The sequence below is a fragment of the Collinsella sp. AM42-18AC genome (genome assembly GCF_003467965.1).
Taxonomy (GTDB): domain Bacteria; phylum Actinomycetota; class Coriobacteriia; order Coriobacteriales; family Coriobacteriaceae; genus Collinsella.
On sequence record NZ_QSFY01000001.1, the window covers coordinates 373,733 to 389,241 of the forward strand.

Here is a 15,509-nt window from a genome sequence, read left to right on the forward strand (position 1 = left end):
GATGGGCCCATTTCGTGGCAGACGGGTCACGCGGCAGCCCTCGCAAGGCCAAAATGATCCGTTTCCCTCTGTCCACGGGAGATCAAGGGATGCTACGGATATGGTGGTATTTCAAAACTATGCCGGATTACGGGGCTAATGTCGGGGCCCTTATCCATACCACCATTTTTTGAAAAACGGCAGGCTAATTACCTGAGGTTTTGTTTTTGCGATTTTCTGTATGGTCGGAGGTTCGCTATCCAGCCCCGTAATCCGGCATAGTTTTGTTCGCGGCGGCTCCACCGCTCGTTTAAGCGCGGGGCCGGTGGGGCATTTGCCCCATCGGCCCCTATCCCAGCCCTATTCCGGTTTGGTTTCCACCGTGGGAGTCTTGTCCGCTGCGACTGGAGTGCGGGCGGTGTCCATAGTCAGGCAGTGCTTGGGGCAGCTCTCGATGCACTCACCGCACACCACGCAGGCATACGGGTCAATCGACCACATTCCGCCCTTGCGATCGACCGCAAGTGCACCCGCCGGGCAACGGCGCGCGCACATGCCGCAGCAGATGCACACGTCCATATCGTTGACGATATGCCCGCGCAGGCGCTCGGGTGCCGCGAGCTTCTCCTGCGGATAGCACACCGTTACCGGCTGCTTGACCATAGAACCCAAGGCCGTCTTGGCAAATGTCAGCAAACTCATGCCGCGCCTACCTTTCCGTGCAGCTAATACAGGGGTCGATGGTCAGGATAATCATGGGCACGTTGGCAATGAGCACGCCCTGCAGCGCATGCGTCAGACCCGCCAGATTTTGCGACGTCGGCGTGCGCACGCGAAAACGGTCCAAGTTCTTGGTGCCGTTGCCGCGCACATAGTAATACGCCTCGCCGCGCGGCTGCTCAATCACAACCTCGCCGCGTGCGCCGTCGGCCGGCGTAAGCTTGGCGCGCCCGCCGATCCCGTCGTGCGGAATCTTGCCCACAAGCTCCTTGATGATGTCCATGGCCTGCGTGACCTCGGCGCAACGCACCTGGCAGCGGGCATAGCAATCGCCATCGGTAGCAACGATGGGCTCAAACGCAGCCAGGTCCGCATAGGCACCGTCGCCGAACATGCGCACGTCGTAGTCCACGCCCGAGGCGCGCCCAAACGGGCCGACCATCGAAAGCTCCAGCGCGTCCTTCTTGCTGATCACGCCCACGCCATGCAGGCGCTCGCCGCAGCTATTGTCGTCCAAAAACGTATGCACCAGGGCCTCGTAGTCGGGGCGCATGGCATCGAGCGCCTGGACAATGCCCGCCAGCTCAGAGTCCTCAATGTCGTGTTTAAGGCCGCCGATTTCGTTGATCGACAAAATCACGCGGCCGCCGCAAGTGCTCTCAAAGATCTTGAGAATCTGCTCGCGCAGGGTCCACGAACGATAGAACAGCGCCTCAAAACCAAAGGCATCGGCAAGCAGACCCAACCACAGCAGATGCGAATGAATGCGCGAAAGCTCATGCAGAATGGTGCGGATATACTGCACGCGACCAGGCACCTCGATGCCGAGCATACGCTCGCAGGCGCTGGCGTAGCCGCAGCTATGGCCCACGGCGCAGATGCCGCAGATGCGCTCGGCGATGTAGCCAAACTGATGCATGTCGCGCTTTTCGGTGAGCTTCTCGAGTCCGCGGTGCACAAAGCCGATCTGCGGAATTGCCTCGATGACGCGGTCGTCTTCGATCACCAGGTCCAGATGAAGCGGCTCGGGCAGCACCGGGTGCTGCGGGCCAAACGGAATAACGGAGCGATGTGCCATGGACCTTACGCCTCCTTTTTCTGCTTGTCGCGGGCGGCCTTGGCGGCAAGCGCCGCGCGGACCTTGGCCGCTTTCTCGGGATCCATGGCGGCGAGCTTTGCCTCCATCTCGGCGGCCTTGAGCGCCGCCTTCGCAGCAGCCCCATCGTGCTGAGCATCGGAGCCGGCAGCCGCAGCGGGCTGAGCAGCGGCGCCCGCGGCATCGCCGGCGCTGGCAGCGCCCTCCCCTGCAGCAGCCGCAGCAGCGGCGGCCTTCTCGGCCGCGGCCTTGCGCGCCTTGGCCTCGGCAGCGGCACGGACCTTCATGGCTTTCTCTCGCGCAGCCTTCACCTCGGGCGTGATAACGCTCATGGGCTCGGCAGTCGAGACCTGGTAGAAAAAGCCCTTAAAGTCGATCTGCATATCGGTGATGGCAAGACCGAATAGGTCGTGCGCTTCGTTTTCAAACGGGAATACCGCCGGACAGTACGAGCTGATGGACGGAATCTCCTGGTGCCGATCAATTCCCTCAACCACCAGGTTCTCGATCGCATAGCTACCGTCCTGCGCAATATGCTCCTGAGCAGCATGAACGTTGATAAACGTATAGACCAAGCGATACGTGCCGTCGTCCACACAGCGCTCGGCATGCATCTGCACAAAGCGCGCGCCGGTGCCCTTGAGCGCCTGTACATGCGCCAGGAGCTCGTCGATCCCGACGGTGGTATAGATTGCCTTTTGCATTACTCGGCCTCCTTCGCAGCGGCGGGCGCGGCGGGCTTCCCGACAGGCGCGTCACCGGCGCCATCAGTCCCGGCCCCCGCGGCCACAAACCCGTCCTCGCCCAGCTCAACGCCACCGTCCCAGGTAGCGGCACCGCCCACGGTGAGCGGGTCGCCGCCGGCGCGCATCACGGCCTCCTTCTGGTCCAAGATGCCGCACGCCTCCACGATGGCATCGATCACCGTCTCGGGGCGAATGGCGCACCCGGGCGCGTACACGTCCACGGGAATCGCGCGGTCCACGCCGCCGATCACGTTATAGGCATCGCGGAACACGCCGCCCGAGCACGCGCAGATGCCGCACGCCACCACGCACTTGGGCTCGAGCATCTGGTTGTAGATCTGGCGCACGACGGGCAGGTTCTGGGCATTGACCGAGCCCGTCACCAAAAAGATGTCCGCATGTTTGGGGTTGCCGGTGTTGACCACGCCAAAGCGCTCCGCATCGAACAGCGGCGTGAGCGAGGCCAGCACCTCGATATCGCATCCGTTGCAGCTCGAGCCGTCGTAATGAATAACCCACGGCGAGCGCGACATTTTATGATCCATGGATGCCGCCTCCTAAATAAACACGTCGACGAGGATGGGCATAAGGTTGAGCAGGCCAAACACCAGCGCCACGCCCCAGCCGAGCTTAAAGCAGCTGCGCCAGGTGCTGCGGGCGAAGGTGTTGTCGATCAGTACCTCGACAAAATACGTCGCGACCATCACGACCAGGGCGACCACCCAGCTCACCGGGTTGTCCCAGACAAAGAACATGCCCACCCACATCAAAAACAGCACGGTCTCGCACCAGTGCATAAGGGTCATCTTGGCCAGCGTGCTGCCGCTCATCTCGGTGGCGACGCCCTGGACAATCTCCTGATGCGCGTGATGCGAGTACGAAAGGTCAAACGGCGACTTACGCAGCTTGATGGTGAGCACCGCGAGCAGCGCAAGGAAAATGGGCGCGCTGTACACGATGATGGGGGCCGACTGCCCCGTCACGGCGATGGAATCGAAGCTGTCGGTGGCAAGGTACAGGCCCACGCTCATCAGCAGAACGGCGGGCTCGTAACTCATGACCTGCAGCAACTCACGATCGGCACCAACCTGGGCAAACGGGCTTTGCGTCGAGGCGGACGCCAGCACCACAAAGATCGCGGCGAGCGTAACCATAAAAGCGCACAGCAGCGTGTTGGAACCCGACACAAAGATGCCGCCGCCCACGACGGTAAAGATGAGCGCGCATGCCATATAGGTATCGTCCATGGTGTTTACGCTGGCAGGAGCCTTGCGCAGCAGCTTGGCAACGTCGTAGAACGGTTGCAGCAGGCGCGGGCCCACACGGCCCTGCATGCGGGCCGAAAGCTTGCGGTCAAGGCCGTCGATCAGGCCACCCACAAGCGGCGCAATCAAGGCAAACGCCACGGTACCAATAAATATGCCCACGACACCCGAACCTTCAAAATACTTACCGCGCAGCACCGAGGGCGCACTCATGGCAAGTCTCTCGGGCCCAATCCACGCGCAACACAGCAGCGCAAACAAGATAATGCTGCAGCACACGACGCTACCCGCGGGGCCAATACGCTTCTCGCCAAGGGCGTCCTCCGAGTACCAATTGCGCTTTTCGGCCTTCACCTCGTGTCCCATCGAGCCGCGGAAATGGCGGTAATTGTCGGTTCCCACGCCCGAAAGATATACGTTTACGTGCGGTTTGTTGCTCACGCGGAATGAAGTCAGCAGCACCACGGCGATAAACGCCACGATAACCACCATCAGATACATGGAGTCCTTGCCAATAACGTACGGCACGCGGCCAAACACCATGGCCAAGTAAGGCGACACCAGGCCGCTCGAGATGAGCGGGAACGCCACGCAGCAAAGAATCAGCAGCGCGGCGATGGTGTTGAGGGCCATCCATTCGGTCTTATGGACATTGACCTCAACGTTTTGAGCCGTGGGGTCGACGCCCGAAAGCTTGGCAAGCCACTTGCCCCAGAAGAAGAACGTCGCGGCCGAGCCAAAGGCAAGCACCATGATCATGAGCACGTTGCCGGTCTGCGCGAACGCCACCAGGGCGCCCCACTTGGACACGAGCATGCCAAACGGTGCCACGAACATGCCCATGATGCCCAGCATCATCAGACGCGTAAGGTGCGGCATGCGGCTGAACATACCGTCCATGTCCTCGATATTGCGGCTGCCGATATGATGCTCGGCCGTGCCCACGCACAGGAACAGCAGCGACTTGGCCACCGTGTGGAACAGGATCAGGAAGATGGCGGCCCATACGGCCTCGGGCGCGCCGACACCCAAGCAAGCACTGATGAGGCCCAAGTTGGAAATGGTGGAGTACGCGAGGACGCGTTTGGCGTTGCTCTGCGAGATGGCCATGAGGGCAGCGAGCAAAAACGTGATGGCACCCACGCTCGTGACCATAAAGCCGGTCACGGGATAGATGGCATAGAGCGGGCTGAGCTTGACCATCAGGAACACGCCGGCTTTGACCATGGTTGACGAGTGCAGCAGGGCACTCGTGGGCGTGGGGGCAACCATGGCACCCAATAGCCAAGTGTGGAACGGCATCTGTGCGGCCTTGGTGAGCGCGGCAAGCGACAGCAACAGGACCGGCATCACCAGCAGCGCGGATTGCGCGGTTCCGGCGCTGGAAAGCTCGATCATGCCCGAGATGGTCAGCGGCATGCCGTTAACGTGCAGGTACATGAGTCCGGCCAAAAACGCGATGCCGCCCAGCATGTTGAGGATGATCTGGGTGAAAGCGTTTTTTATGGCCTCGGGCGTGCGCGTGTAGCCAATCATGAGGAACGAGCACACGGTGGTGATTTCCCAGCCACAGAACAGCCACTCAAGGTTGTCGCTTGTCACGATGACGAACATGGCCGAGAGGAACAGGAACATAAGCGCCAGGAACTGCGGGCGTCGGTCGGGCGCCGCCTGCCCGCGCAGCGCTGCCTCGTGCTCGTCGTGGGCCTGGAAGTCCTTCATGTAGCCCAGGGCGTACACGCAGATAAGGCTGCCGACAATGCCGACGGCAAGCACCATGATCACACTCATGTAATCCAGGTAGAGCGGCGTGGCGGTGACAACCTCGGCCGCGGGCAGCGTCATGGCAGCGAAGGCAACCGAACCCACCAGCTGCACCACGCCGAGCACCGTGGTGAGCGTGCTCTTATATTTACGCGCGTTGTACAGGATGACGGCGCACAGGATCACGTCGATGACGGAGCTGATGATCGAGAGCACATGCGAGGTGCCGGGGGCAACCTCGAAGCTCTGCGGGCCCGTGCCAAAAAACATGACGGCGACTACAACCGTCACCGCCATAATGATGCCAGAGCCTACAAGCCCTAGCGCATCGCGGGCGCGGTCACCGCGCGCGAGCAGCATGCCCAGCGCCGGTACCAGCGGAAACAGGGTAAGGAAATACAGTAGCGTCATACCATCACTCCCCCATGCAAAAACGCTGCAATTGTTTAACGTTATAGCTCAGTTGAGGAGTAGCGGCGGCGGGTTTTCGGTCAACTGGGGAGTTTTAGGCGTACGGGGTAACGAGTCTGTCCGCTTTGGAGCAGAGAGGCGACGCTCCCCCTATCGCGGCGGCGGGCGCACGGGCCACTGCGCGCGGTTTATTAACCACTTTGGAGGATGTTCCAGTAGGCTCACGACGGTCCAAAAAGTTGGCGCGGCAAGAAAAATGCGCCCCTGTGGGCGCACCATCCCGTTCGCTATTCCGCCTTTTTAACGCGCGGCTTGCGACCGCGCGGCTTATCAACCAGCGCGGACTCACCGCTCTCGCGATACTGGCGGCACCAAGCCTTGACCGAAGACTCGCTGGGAATCTTGTGCTTGATCATGGCCTCGCGAACCGTTAAGCCGTTTTCCAAGCGGTCCTTGACCACGGCGAGCTTAACTTCGTACGAATAGGTGTGATGATGCGAACCGGCGTTGAGAACGGCGTCGGCACCGCCTACGGCATACGCGCGGGCCCACTGACGAGCCGTGGCCTGGGGAATGCCAAGCTCCGCGGCGAGGGCGCGATGACCGACCCCCTCTTGGAGGATCTCGACGGCGCGCTGCCTAACCTCGGGCGCATGCGTGCGAGTCCTAGTTGCTTCCGACATACCTGCCACTTCTTAGCCTTAACCGTTAATCTGCTTTCTTACGTGCAAGTTAGATAGTAGCATTTTACTGTTTGCTCAAAGCAGTTAATTAAAATAGACGCGGCGTTATCTGGGCATTTGGCACCAATTTACGACATTTCTTTATCGATTATTTACGCTGGTAGCTGACTCGCAGCCAATCGTCATTCGCCTGTCAACAAAATTGACACCTCTTTATGTCCTTTGGCATAGAGGATATAGTTATTAACCCCTCCCCCAATAATTTTGAGTAATCGGCAAGGCAGTAGACGTCCTTACTCCTCATGATTACCGCGCATTGCCATCCACCGAAGCAAAACAAAAAGGGCGGGGCCTGCTGCGCTTGCAGGCCCCGCACCGGTTGACACCCGACGGGACACAGCCGGGCGAGGCGGATCCGTGCTACCGCCCCGCCTGGCCGCGATGTTCAACTACAGCTCGTTGGCCGCGTGATACGCCGTGCGAATGGCGCTCGCAATGTCGGCGGTGCGCTCGCCCGAGCAGTCGCCCACGCAGGTCACGGGCACCGTCACGCCATCCAGGTCAAACGCGTTGGCCTTGGAGCCCACGGCCATCACCACGTAATCGCAGGCGATCTTCACCGGCTCCTCGGGGCCGTCCTCGGTGGTGTGCACGGCCTCCACGCCCTCGTCGGTAACGGCGGTCAGGCGGGTCTTAACGTGCTGTTCCACGTTGTGGGCGGCGAAGTCGCTCATGATCAGCGGCAGAATGGTCTCGGACTCGCCCGCGGCAATCTTGTCGAGCATCTCGACGATCGCCACCTCGCAGCCGTGCTGCAGCAGGTACTCGGCAGTCTCGGTGCCCACCAGGCCACCGCCAATGACGGCGACGCGCCCGCTGAGCTCCACCTTGCCGGCCAGCACGTCCCAGCTCGAGACGACCTTGTCCGAGTCGGCACCCGGAACGGGGATGACCACGTCGTGTGCGCCCACGGCCACAATCGCGGCGTCGGCGGCGTTGAGATCCTCGGCCGTAGCGGCATGGTTGAGCTCGACCTTCACGCCCAGGCCGGGCAGAATCTTCTCGTAATACTCGACCGAGCGCATAATCTCATCCTTGCGCGGAGGCGCGGCCGCCAGCACAATCTGGCCGCCCAAGTGATCGCTCGCCTCATAGACGGTCACGTCGTAGCCGCGCTTGGCCGCCACGCGTGCGGCCTCCAGGCCGGCAATACCGCCGCCCACCACGGCGATCTTCTTGTCGCCCTCGCCCGGCTTAATGGCGATGGTCGCCTCGTCGCCGTTCTCGGCGTTGAGCACGCACGAGATGTACTTGCGGTTTTGAATCGCATCGACGCAGCCCTTGTTGCAGTTGAGGCACTCGCGGATGGGCTCGCCGGTCGCGGCCTTCAGCGCAATGTCGGGGTCGCACATGAGCGAGCGGCCATAGGCGATAATGTCGGCCGCGCCGTCCTCAAGAATCTTCTCGCCGGCCTCGACCGAAACAACACGGCCGACGGTGGCCACCGGCACGGAGACCAGGGCCTTGACGCGCTCGGCCACCGGCAGCGTCCAGTTGTAGGGCATGGCACCCATGGGCGGAATGGTGTCGCCCATGTTGCCGGTGTGGTTGGCCTGCGCGACCTGGATCATGTCGATGCCCGCGCCCTCGAGCAGCTTGGCGAACTCGCAGGCCTCGTCGGGCTGCAGGCCACCCTTGCCGCGCGGCGTGCCGTCGGGGTTCTCCATGATCACGGGCAGTTTGTACTCCACCATCAGCTGCGGCGCGGCCTCCTTAATGGCGGCGACGACCTCGAGCGCATAGCGAACGCGGTTCTCGAACGAACCGCCGTACTCGTCGGTACGCTTGTTGAGGATGGCCGAACATAGCGAACCCACCAAGCGGTCGCCGTGGACCTCGATGGCGTCAATGCCGGCCTGCTGCGCGCGAGCGGCCGAGGCGGCGATGGCCTCCTTGATCTGGGTGAGCTGCTCTACGCTCGCCTCGTTCACAAAGTGCTGCATATCGTGGTGCAACTTGGCGTAGGCCTGCTTGCGGATCTCGTTGGACTCGGCCATCTTGGCGGCAAAGGTCTCCTCGTCGCCGGCGGCCTTAGCCTCCTGCGCAGCCTTGGCGGCGGCCATGGAACCCATGACCATGCGGCCGACACCGGGCACGTCGTACTCGGGGTGGAACAGCTGCAGCGCGACCTTGGCGCCGTGCTTGTGAACGGCGTCGGCCAGCGCCTTAAACGTGGGGATCTGGGCGTCGGTCGCCAACTTGGGCGTGGGGCTCGCGGTCATAACGGGAGCGACGTCGCCGATGACGATGTAGCTCACGCCGCCACGGGCTAGGCGCTCGTAAAAAGCCAGGCTGCGCTCGCCGATGGAACCGTCGCGCTCCTCGTAGCCGGTGGTCAGCGGCGGGAACATAATGCGGTTTTTGAGCTCAAGGGGGCCAACCGTAATGGGCTGGAGCAGCTTGGATGCAGGTGCGGTCATGGACATTCCTCTCTTATAGGCGCGGCGGCGATGGTGCCGCGTAGTTGTCTAGAGGATATGGCATGGGAGCACAGTGGCGCAACGGAAATCGGCAGACAGCAGGTAGCGGCAGGTGGATGGGGCGGGGCGGCCCGTCGGTTTGTCTCGATCTGTAACAGTAAGACCCTATTTTGCCGAGCAACTGTTACAGATTGAGACAAACCAATCTAGCCTGCCGAAAGATCTAGATCTGTAACAGTTACTCAGTAAAAACCGTCCCTCGTGTTACAGATTTAGACAAACGAAGACCGTCCTGCCGAAACATCTCAATCTGTAACAACTACAGACCAAAACCGGACCCACCTGTTACAGATCGAGACAAACCCCAATAACAACGACACCGTCCCCGTTCGAGGAAACGACCGCCACACTCACCGTTTTAAACAACCTGGCACCGCTCAGCCTGCGATAATAATTTGGTCACGCGTCGACTACGGCGAAGACGCGGCAGAAGGGACACCCATGCAACCGAGTACCACCGATACGTCTACCGCAAAGCAAGCGCTGCTCGAGGCGCTCTTGAGCGACGCGGGGCTCAAGAGCCTCACGCAAACGGCCTCTGCCGCTATGGACAACCCGGTGCTCGTCGTCGATCCCGTGTACCGCTATGCCGCCCGCGGCGGCTTTGAGCTCGACGATGACGACGACTCCCCCTTTGCAGCCATCACCCGCGCCGAGCTCTCCGAAGGTGACATGCTGCAGGACGAAGCCGTGCGATACATCATCAAATGCGGCTTAGACGAGGAGATTGCCCGCTCGACAGGCCCGCTTACACGCTATAACGACATGTTCCGCCTCAACACCATGACCGATGCGATCAAGGTGCACGGCACGTGTCTGGGCCGGGCGATGATGATCGAACGCAATCACGCCTTTGGCGATAGCGATCGCGAGGTCTTTGAGTTCTTTGTCCGACTGCTCGCGCAAGAACTGCAGAAAGGCGGCTTTCTTTCGTTGGGCGGCCCGCAACAGGGGCCATATTTTCTCTCGCGCCTCCTGGACGACGAAATCCCCAACCCCATCACCTGCACACGCAAAATGCAGCTCGTCGGCTTTGCGCCGCTTCCCGCCCTCTACGTTGTATGCCTGCTCAAAAAAGATTCCCAGCTCGAGGCGCGCGAGGCGGAGAGCATCCGAGGACAATTGCAGCCGCTACTGCACCATAGCCTTATCACCATGTACGGAGGTGAGCTCGTGGCGCTGGTAAGCCGTCCGCCCTCCACGCAGCTACCCGCCAACGATGAGGCGATCCTTGCCCGCGTTGCTGCCACGAACAATTTGTTCATTGGCATCAGCAACGAGTTTTCCCAGGCAACCGATGTGCGTTCGCACCTCAATCAGGCACGCGCCGCCATTCGATACGGCTCGACCTTTACCAAAATCCTCGAAGACACCCATGTGTATCGCTATTGCGAATACACCTACATGGAAATGCTCGACATCTGCAACGACCACATCAACCTTATAAACTACTGCCATCCGGCAATCTGGGCACTTTGGAAGCATGACCAGTCGCACGATTCCGAGCTGGTCGAGACGCTCTTTGCCTTTATGCAGCACAGCTGTAACACGGTGCGCACCGCCGCGATCTTGTCGCTTCACAAAAACACGCTGCTCTATCGCATTAACCGCATAAAGGAAATCACCGGTAACGACTTGGCATCGGGAGAGGACCTCTTTTTGTTCCACCTCTCGATTCGCACCCTAATCTACCTTGGCTTTCTTGAGCCGAGGATTAAGCCCCGCACCAGCGCCGACCTGCACTGCCGCAAGTAGGCCGGGCGGGGCTTGGGCAAAACTAGTCGCGCTTAATCTCCAGCGTGGGGAACGTCATCTTGGCGTACTTTTCCATGAGCGGCTTTACTTCGTCCATATGGGCGAAGAACTCGTCGCGGGTCTTGTTGATCTCGTTGAGGTGCTCGGCGCGCGCGTGGTCGTCGTTGCGGTCGCGAATCAGGCCGTTCTCGGCAATCTTGAGCTTGGGGCGACCGGTGCGCTCGTCGGTTACGATATCGCCGCCCGCGCCGCAGACCGCACACTCCCAGGGAAACTCGACCCCATCCCAATGCTTGTCGCCGGGGTACACCAGGGAGCTGTGGCAGTTGGGACACACGCCGTCATCCGGATCGCCCAGCCAGCAGCGCTCGTCAACAGGCGTGCGAATGGCCTTGACGATGTTCTCGCCCATCTTGTGGGCGCGGGCGATCTGTCCGCCCCACTCCACGTCGTCTCCCCACACAAAAGCATTGCCCGGGCGGCCGTCGCGCTGCGCCATATAGCGATCGACGACAGTCATCGACATGGTAAACATAGTCGCCTGCAGGCTCTCCAGTGCCAGGGACTGCCAATCGTGCATGGAGCCGCCGACGGAGATGAGGCCGGCAACGGTATGCGGATTCTCCTTTACGGCACCGATGGCAAGCAAGAACGAAAGCTCGTATGCCAAGAAGCGCTGGGCAAAGCGGGTGTACACCGAGCTGGGCGTAAGGTCGTAGGTCGGAACCGAGAAGATCACGCCCTGGCAGGTCTGCAGTTCGCGAATAATCGCATCTACATCGTCTTTGTTTTTAAGAACGCAGCCGTGATATTCCTTTTGCAGGCCGGCGCCCATCTTTCCCATCTGCATGGTGCAGCCCTCGCAACCGGTGCAGGGCAAGATGTTATAGTCGAACAAATTGATCAGCTCGACCTCGCCGCCAGCCTCGCGCACCGCGCAAAGGGCCTCTTTGGCCAAAGCCTCGCCGTTGCCACCGTGCCTGCCGGCACAAATCGCCATCACTTTAAACGACATGGTCGCTCCTCTCCAGAGCATTTTGGACACGGATTCTGCCCGTGTGTACTTCGCAAAAAGCGTACGGCAGACGCAAAACATGCGCACCGTCCAGGCAACCAAGGCTCATGCGATAGTCTGCAGGGCATCTCGTGCAGATAAACAAAGTCCCCTCCCGCCCTGCTCAATGTGGGCAAAACGAGAGGGGGAATCGCGCTATTTGCGCTTAAAGGGAATGGGTTTGGGCGGGCACTTGGGCTTGACGGCCCCAGCCGTAACAATCGCGCCGTTGTCGCAGATATCCAGGCAGGCACCGCACTGGGTGCAAGCCTTTTGGTCGATCACGTGGATGAACCGCGGCCTTCCCAGAATCGCGTCCTCCTCGCAAACGCCCGAATCGACACACTTGTTGCATGCCTGGCATTTGGAGGCGAGGATATGGAAGGTCAAGAATGCCTGGCATTCCCCGGCGGCACAGACCTTCTTGGTGGTGTGCTGCACAATCTCGTCCTCGAACAGGTCGAGGAACGACTGCACCGCGCGCGCCAGCACGCGACCCTGCTCGCACAGGCACTGCGTCTGCATCACGGGGCAAAGGTCGCGAAAGAGCGCCAAGTCACCCGGCTTGCCCTTCTTGCGGCAGATATCGGCAAGAATCGTCGCAATCTGATGCGAGCCCTCGTAGCCAAAGACACAGCGTCCGCAGCTCTCGTGACGATACAGCGTGCAAATGTCCAAAAGCGCCTTTGCCATGCAGTTTTTGGAGGTATAGACGCACACGTAGTCGCTGCATAGCTCAATCTTTGAGGTGTCGTCGGGCCTCAGCAGCAGACCGCTGGGATAGCCAATCCCCACCGCTTTGGCGTCGTCGACGCCCGCCGCGGCAACCAAGGATTCCGCACTCACGACGCGGTCGACCTCAACGGGCTCATCGGCCCCGTCAAACCACACCCAGCGTTTTCCTTCGGCGGCAAGTAACTCCGATCCGCTCAGGCAGTGGTCATCGCCTTCACCTTCACAGCAAGATGGGAGAGGCTTTTCGCCGTCGAGCATCTTGGCCGCGGCCGAACCGTTGGCATGGACAAAGCCCAGGCTCGGGTCGCACTCGATCACGCGGCAGGACTCGCCCAACGCATCCGCGAGCGCGGCAGAGACCTCATCGCCTGCCGGCACCAAAACCGCCTGGGCACCGGCCCCTGCAATTTTTTCCGCGGCGGCCGCCACGTCCTTCTTAAGAAGCCAGAGCGCGACGGGGGCCTGCTTATGCGCAGGCATAAAGTTGATGATCGTCATGAGTTATCGCTCCTTTCCTAGTACTCGTTCCACAGGCGCGGCGTGCTGATCGTTAGGCGCAAATCGCACTGCAAGCAGCGGCTCGCCTCGCACGTTGCCTCATGGTCGGTATAGGGGCACTCAAACGTATCGAAGTTGTCCTTACGCGTCTGGGCATCGACAAACTCGGGCTGCACGGCATCGTCGTAGAAGCCCTCGGGGACACGCCCAATCCACTGCTCGGGAGCATCATGCTCGGTCAGCTCCTCGTCGATGTTGCCATCGCCACCCAAAGCGCGGTCGATGGCCGAGGCGCACGTGCGACCTGCAGCGATTGCCGCGATCACCGATTTGGTACCCGTCACGCAGTCGCCCGCCGACCAGATGCCTTCAACGCTCGTCTTGCCTTCGGTATCGGCCACGATATACGGGCCGTGCGTAAGCTCAAGGCCCATCTGGGCCGTGCCCTCGGGCTTTTGACCCACGGCAAAGATCACGCAGTCGGCATCGATGGTCTTCTCGCCGCCGTCGAGCAGTTCGGTGACGGCGCGGTGGTTCTCGTCAAAGTAGAACCGCTCGATCTTGTGGATCGTCATGGAACCGACCTTGCCCGAACCGTCCTCGGTCTCGTTAATGCTGGTAAAGGCATAGGCATCGTGCAGGACCACGCCTTCCTCGGCAGCCTCGGCGCGCTCCTCGGGCGTCGAGGTCATCGCGTCTTGGGCCTCAAGGCAGGCGACATCGACCGAGGCGGCACCCAGACGCACGGCAGTGCGGGCGCAGTCGTACGCCACGTTGCCGCCGCCAAGCACCACGACGCGCTTGCCCGTCAGGTCCGGGGCGCTGCCCATACGGGCGGCCTTCAGAAAATCGGTGTTACGCAGCACGCCTTCGAGGTCGTGGCCGGGCATGGGAAGCACCGTTCCGTCATGCGTGCCCACCGCAACCAGCACGGCATCGAAGCCCTGCTCCAAAAGCGCCTGGGGCTCGGCGATTCGCTCGCCACAGCGCAGCTCAATGCGCGGCTCGGCGTCATCACCCTGGGCAATCTCTAAAATCGTCGCAACCTCGGCATCGACCGTGGCATCAGGCAGGCGATACGCCGGAATGCCGTAGCGCATCTGGCCGCCGACCTTCTCGTTGGCCTCGAACACCACGACCTTGTGGCCCTTCTCGGCGCAATAGAGTGCGGCGGTCAAACCGGCGGGACCGGCACCCACAACGGCGACGCTCTTGCCGCTCAACGGCTCATGGCGCACGTTGGCCTTCCAGTCGCCCGTATCGCGCACGGCCGCGGCGCGCTTAAGACGGCAAACCGAAACCGGCGTGCCGTTGAGCTCGTTGCGCTTGCAGGCATCCTGGCAGCTATGGACGCAAATGTCGCCCAGGCTCTCGGGGAACGGGACCTTCTCGCGCACCACCGCGGCGGCTCGGGTGTACTCGCCGTTGCGGATGTGACGCAGGTAGCGCGGGATATCCACGTGGGCGGGACAGCCCGAGCGACAGGGAACCACGTTATCGGCATAGGACTTGTTCTCGTCAAACATATTGAGCGTGTCGACGATCGAGCCCGTGGGACACACTTCGATACAGGCGCCGCAAAAACGGCATCCGGCCTCCTGCAGGCTCACGCTGCCGTCGGTACCAATGCGAATGCCGTCCTCGGTACGCTGATAGTCCAAGACGCCGGCGCCGCGCAGCTCGCGGCACGCGCGCACGCAGCGGCCGCAGCGAATGCAGCGGGTGAACATATGGGTGATCAGCGGGTTCGATTCGTCCGTTGCGACCGGACGGCTCTTGGCGCGCCAGTGCGCAGGCGAAACTCCCAGGTACTGATACATAGACTGCAGTTCGCACTTGCCATACTTGGGGCAGCCGGTGCAATCGGCGGGATGCGTGGCCAAGATAAGCTCCATTGCCAGCTTGCGCACGCGCTCGGCCTGCTCGCCTGTCGTGTTGACGACCATTCCCTCGGCAACCTGCGTCTTGCAGGCACACACCGGCTCATCTTGGCCTTCGATCTCGACCATGCACAGACGGCATCCGCCGACGGCCTCAAGATCGGGATGTTTACACAGATGCGGAATATAGATACCGGCATCGAGCGCGGCTTCCAGGACATTTTGCCCTTCGCGTGCCTCGACCTCGGCTCCATTAATCGTTAGCTTCATTCGTTCCCCTCAAAACGTCGCTCTTGTCCAGAAAGGCGCCCGGGACCAAAGCGATCCCGAGCGCCTCGCTTGTAGGGCAAATCCCCGCCCGCACCCAACGCGTGGGTGTCTGC

11 protein-coding genes are annotated in these 15,509 nt (G+C 61.3%); 1 reads left to right on the top strand and 10 read right to left on the bottom strand.

Features of this window, described 5'->3' with window-relative positions:
* Positions 1 to 339: 339 nt before the first annotated feature.
* The 7 genes from DW913_RS01485 to bilR all read right to left on the bottom strand — a co-directional run bounded on the left by DW913_RS01485 (position 340) and on the right by bilR (position 9,144).
* On the bottom strand, positions 340 to 681 hold the full coding sequence (locus DW913_RS01485; protein WP_117564062.1) for a 4Fe-4S dicluster domain-containing protein: 342 nt from the start codon (positions 679 to 681) through the stop codon (positions 340 to 342).
* A gap of 7 nt (positions 682 to 688) precedes the next feature.
* The gene (locus tag DW913_RS01490) at positions 689 to 1,777 is read right to left on the bottom strand and encodes a nickel-dependent hydrogenase large subunit (RefSeq protein ID WP_117564061.1); all 1,089 of its coding nucleotides are present in this window, start codon (positions 1,775 to 1,777) and stop codon (positions 689 to 691) included.
* A gap of 5 nt (positions 1,778 to 1,782) precedes the next feature.
* Entirely contained in the window at positions 1,783 to 2,499 is a 717-nt protein-coding gene (locus DW913_RS01495) for an NADH-quinone oxidoreductase subunit C (protein ID WP_117797344.1), read from the bottom strand.
* Positions 2,499 to 3,086 carry an NADH-quinone oxidoreductase subunit B family protein gene (locus DW913_RS01500; RefSeq protein ID WP_117797346.1) on the bottom strand — a complete coding sequence of 196 codons (588 nt, stop codon included), beginning with the start codon at positions 3,084 to 3,086 and terminating at the stop codon, positions 2,499 to 2,501. Before DW913_RS01500 ends, DW913_RS01495 begins: the two co-directional genes overlap by 1 nt.
* A 12-nt stretch (positions 3,087 to 3,098) precedes the next feature.
* Entirely contained in the window at positions 3,099 to 5,981 is a 2,883-nt protein-coding gene (locus DW913_RS01505) for a proton-conducting transporter membrane subunit (RefSeq protein ID WP_117797348.1), read from the bottom strand.
* A 287-nt stretch (positions 5,982 to 6,268) separates the two neighbouring features.
* The gene (locus DW913_RS01510) at positions 6,269 to 6,664 is read right to left on the bottom strand and encodes a helix-turn-helix domain-containing protein (protein ID WP_089573462.1); all 396 of its coding nucleotides are present in this window, start codon (positions 6,662 to 6,664) and stop codon (positions 6,269 to 6,271) included.
* Positions 6,665 to 7,113: 449 nt separating this feature from the next.
* Complete coding sequence (bilR, locus tag DW913_RS01515) at positions 7,114 to 9,144, bottom strand: bilirubin reductase, long form (protein WP_233541967.1); 2,031 nt, start codon at positions 9,142 to 9,144, stop codon at positions 7,114 to 7,116.
* Between the two features lie 501 nt (positions 9,145 to 9,645).
* Between bilR and DW913_RS01520 the strand changes: the two genes are divergently transcribed.
* Entirely contained in the window at positions 9,646 to 10,959 is a 1,314-nt protein-coding gene (locus DW913_RS01520) for a CdaR family transcriptional regulator (protein WP_117797352.1), read from the top strand.
* Positions 10,960 to 10,981: 22 nt separating this feature from the next.
* Here DW913_RS01520 and DW913_RS01525 read toward each other — a convergent pair whose 3' ends face one another.
* From DW913_RS01525 to DW913_RS01535, 3 genes are all read right to left on the bottom strand, one after another.
* Positions 10,982 to 11,974 (bottom strand): flavodoxin family protein, encoded by a 993-nt coding sequence (locus DW913_RS01525; protein WP_117797354.1) that lies wholly within the window; start codon positions 11,972 to 11,974, stop codon positions 10,982 to 10,984.
* A gap of 195 nt (positions 11,975 to 12,169) precedes the next feature.
* Positions 12,170 to 13,246 carry an NADH-ubiquinone oxidoreductase-F iron-sulfur binding region domain-containing protein gene (locus DW913_RS01530; RefSeq protein ID WP_117797356.1) on the bottom strand — a complete coding sequence of 359 codons (1,077 nt, stop codon included), beginning with the start codon at positions 13,244 to 13,246 and terminating at the stop codon, positions 12,170 to 12,172.
* A 17-nt stretch (positions 13,247 to 13,263) separates the two neighbouring features.
* Positions 13,264 to 15,396, bottom strand: coding sequence for an FAD-dependent oxidoreductase (locus DW913_RS01535; protein WP_117797358.1), 2,133 nt, complete (start codon positions 15,394 to 15,396; stop codon positions 13,264 to 13,266).
* Between the last annotated feature and the right edge of the window lie 113 nt (positions 15,397 to 15,509).

What these genes read in the sequence shown, in the direction of transcription:
- DW913_RS01485 (WP_117564062.1), bottom strand. Translation starts at nt 681, where the DNA reads ATGAGTTTGCTGACATTTGCCAAGACGGCCTTGGGTTCTATGGTCAAG.
- DW913_RS01490 (WP_117564061.1), bottom strand. Translation starts at nt 1,777, where the DNA reads ATGGCACATCGCTCCGTTATTCCGTTTGGCCCGCAGCACCCGGTGCTG.
- DW913_RS01495 (WP_117797344.1), bottom strand. Translation starts at nt 2,499, where the DNA reads ATGCAAAAGGCAATCTATACCACCGTCGGGATCGACGAGCTCCTGGCG.
- DW913_RS01500 (WP_117797346.1), bottom strand. Translation starts at nt 3,086, where the DNA reads ATGGATCATAAAATGTCGCGCTCGCCGTGGGTTATTCATTACGACGGC.
- DW913_RS01505 (WP_117797348.1), bottom strand. Translation starts at nt 5,981, where the DNA reads ATGACGCTACTGTATTTCCTTACCCTGTTTCCGCTGGTACCGGCGCTG.
- DW913_RS01510 (WP_089573462.1), bottom strand. Translation starts at nt 6,664, where the DNA reads ATGTCGGAAGCAACTAGGACTCGCACGCATGCGCCCGAGGTTAGGCAG.
- bilR (WP_233541967.1), bottom strand. Translation starts at nt 9,144, where the DNA reads ATGACCGCACCTGCATCCAAGCTGCTCCAGCCCATTACGGTTGGCCCC.
- DW913_RS01520 (WP_117797352.1), top strand. Translation starts at nt 9,646, where the DNA reads ATGCAACCGAGTACCACCGATACGTCTACCGCAAAGCAAGCGCTGCTC.
- DW913_RS01525 (WP_117797354.1), bottom strand. Translation starts at nt 11,974, where the DNA reads ATGTCGTTTAAAGTGATGGCGATTTGTGCCGGCAGGCACGGTGGCAAC.
- DW913_RS01530 (WP_117797356.1), bottom strand. Translation starts at nt 13,246, where the DNA reads ATGACGATCATCAACTTTATGCCTGCGCATAAGCAGGCCCCCGTCGCG.
- DW913_RS01535 (WP_117797358.1), bottom strand. Translation starts at nt 15,396, where the DNA reads ATGAAGCTAACGATTAATGGAGCCGAGGTCGAGGCACGCGAAGGGCAA.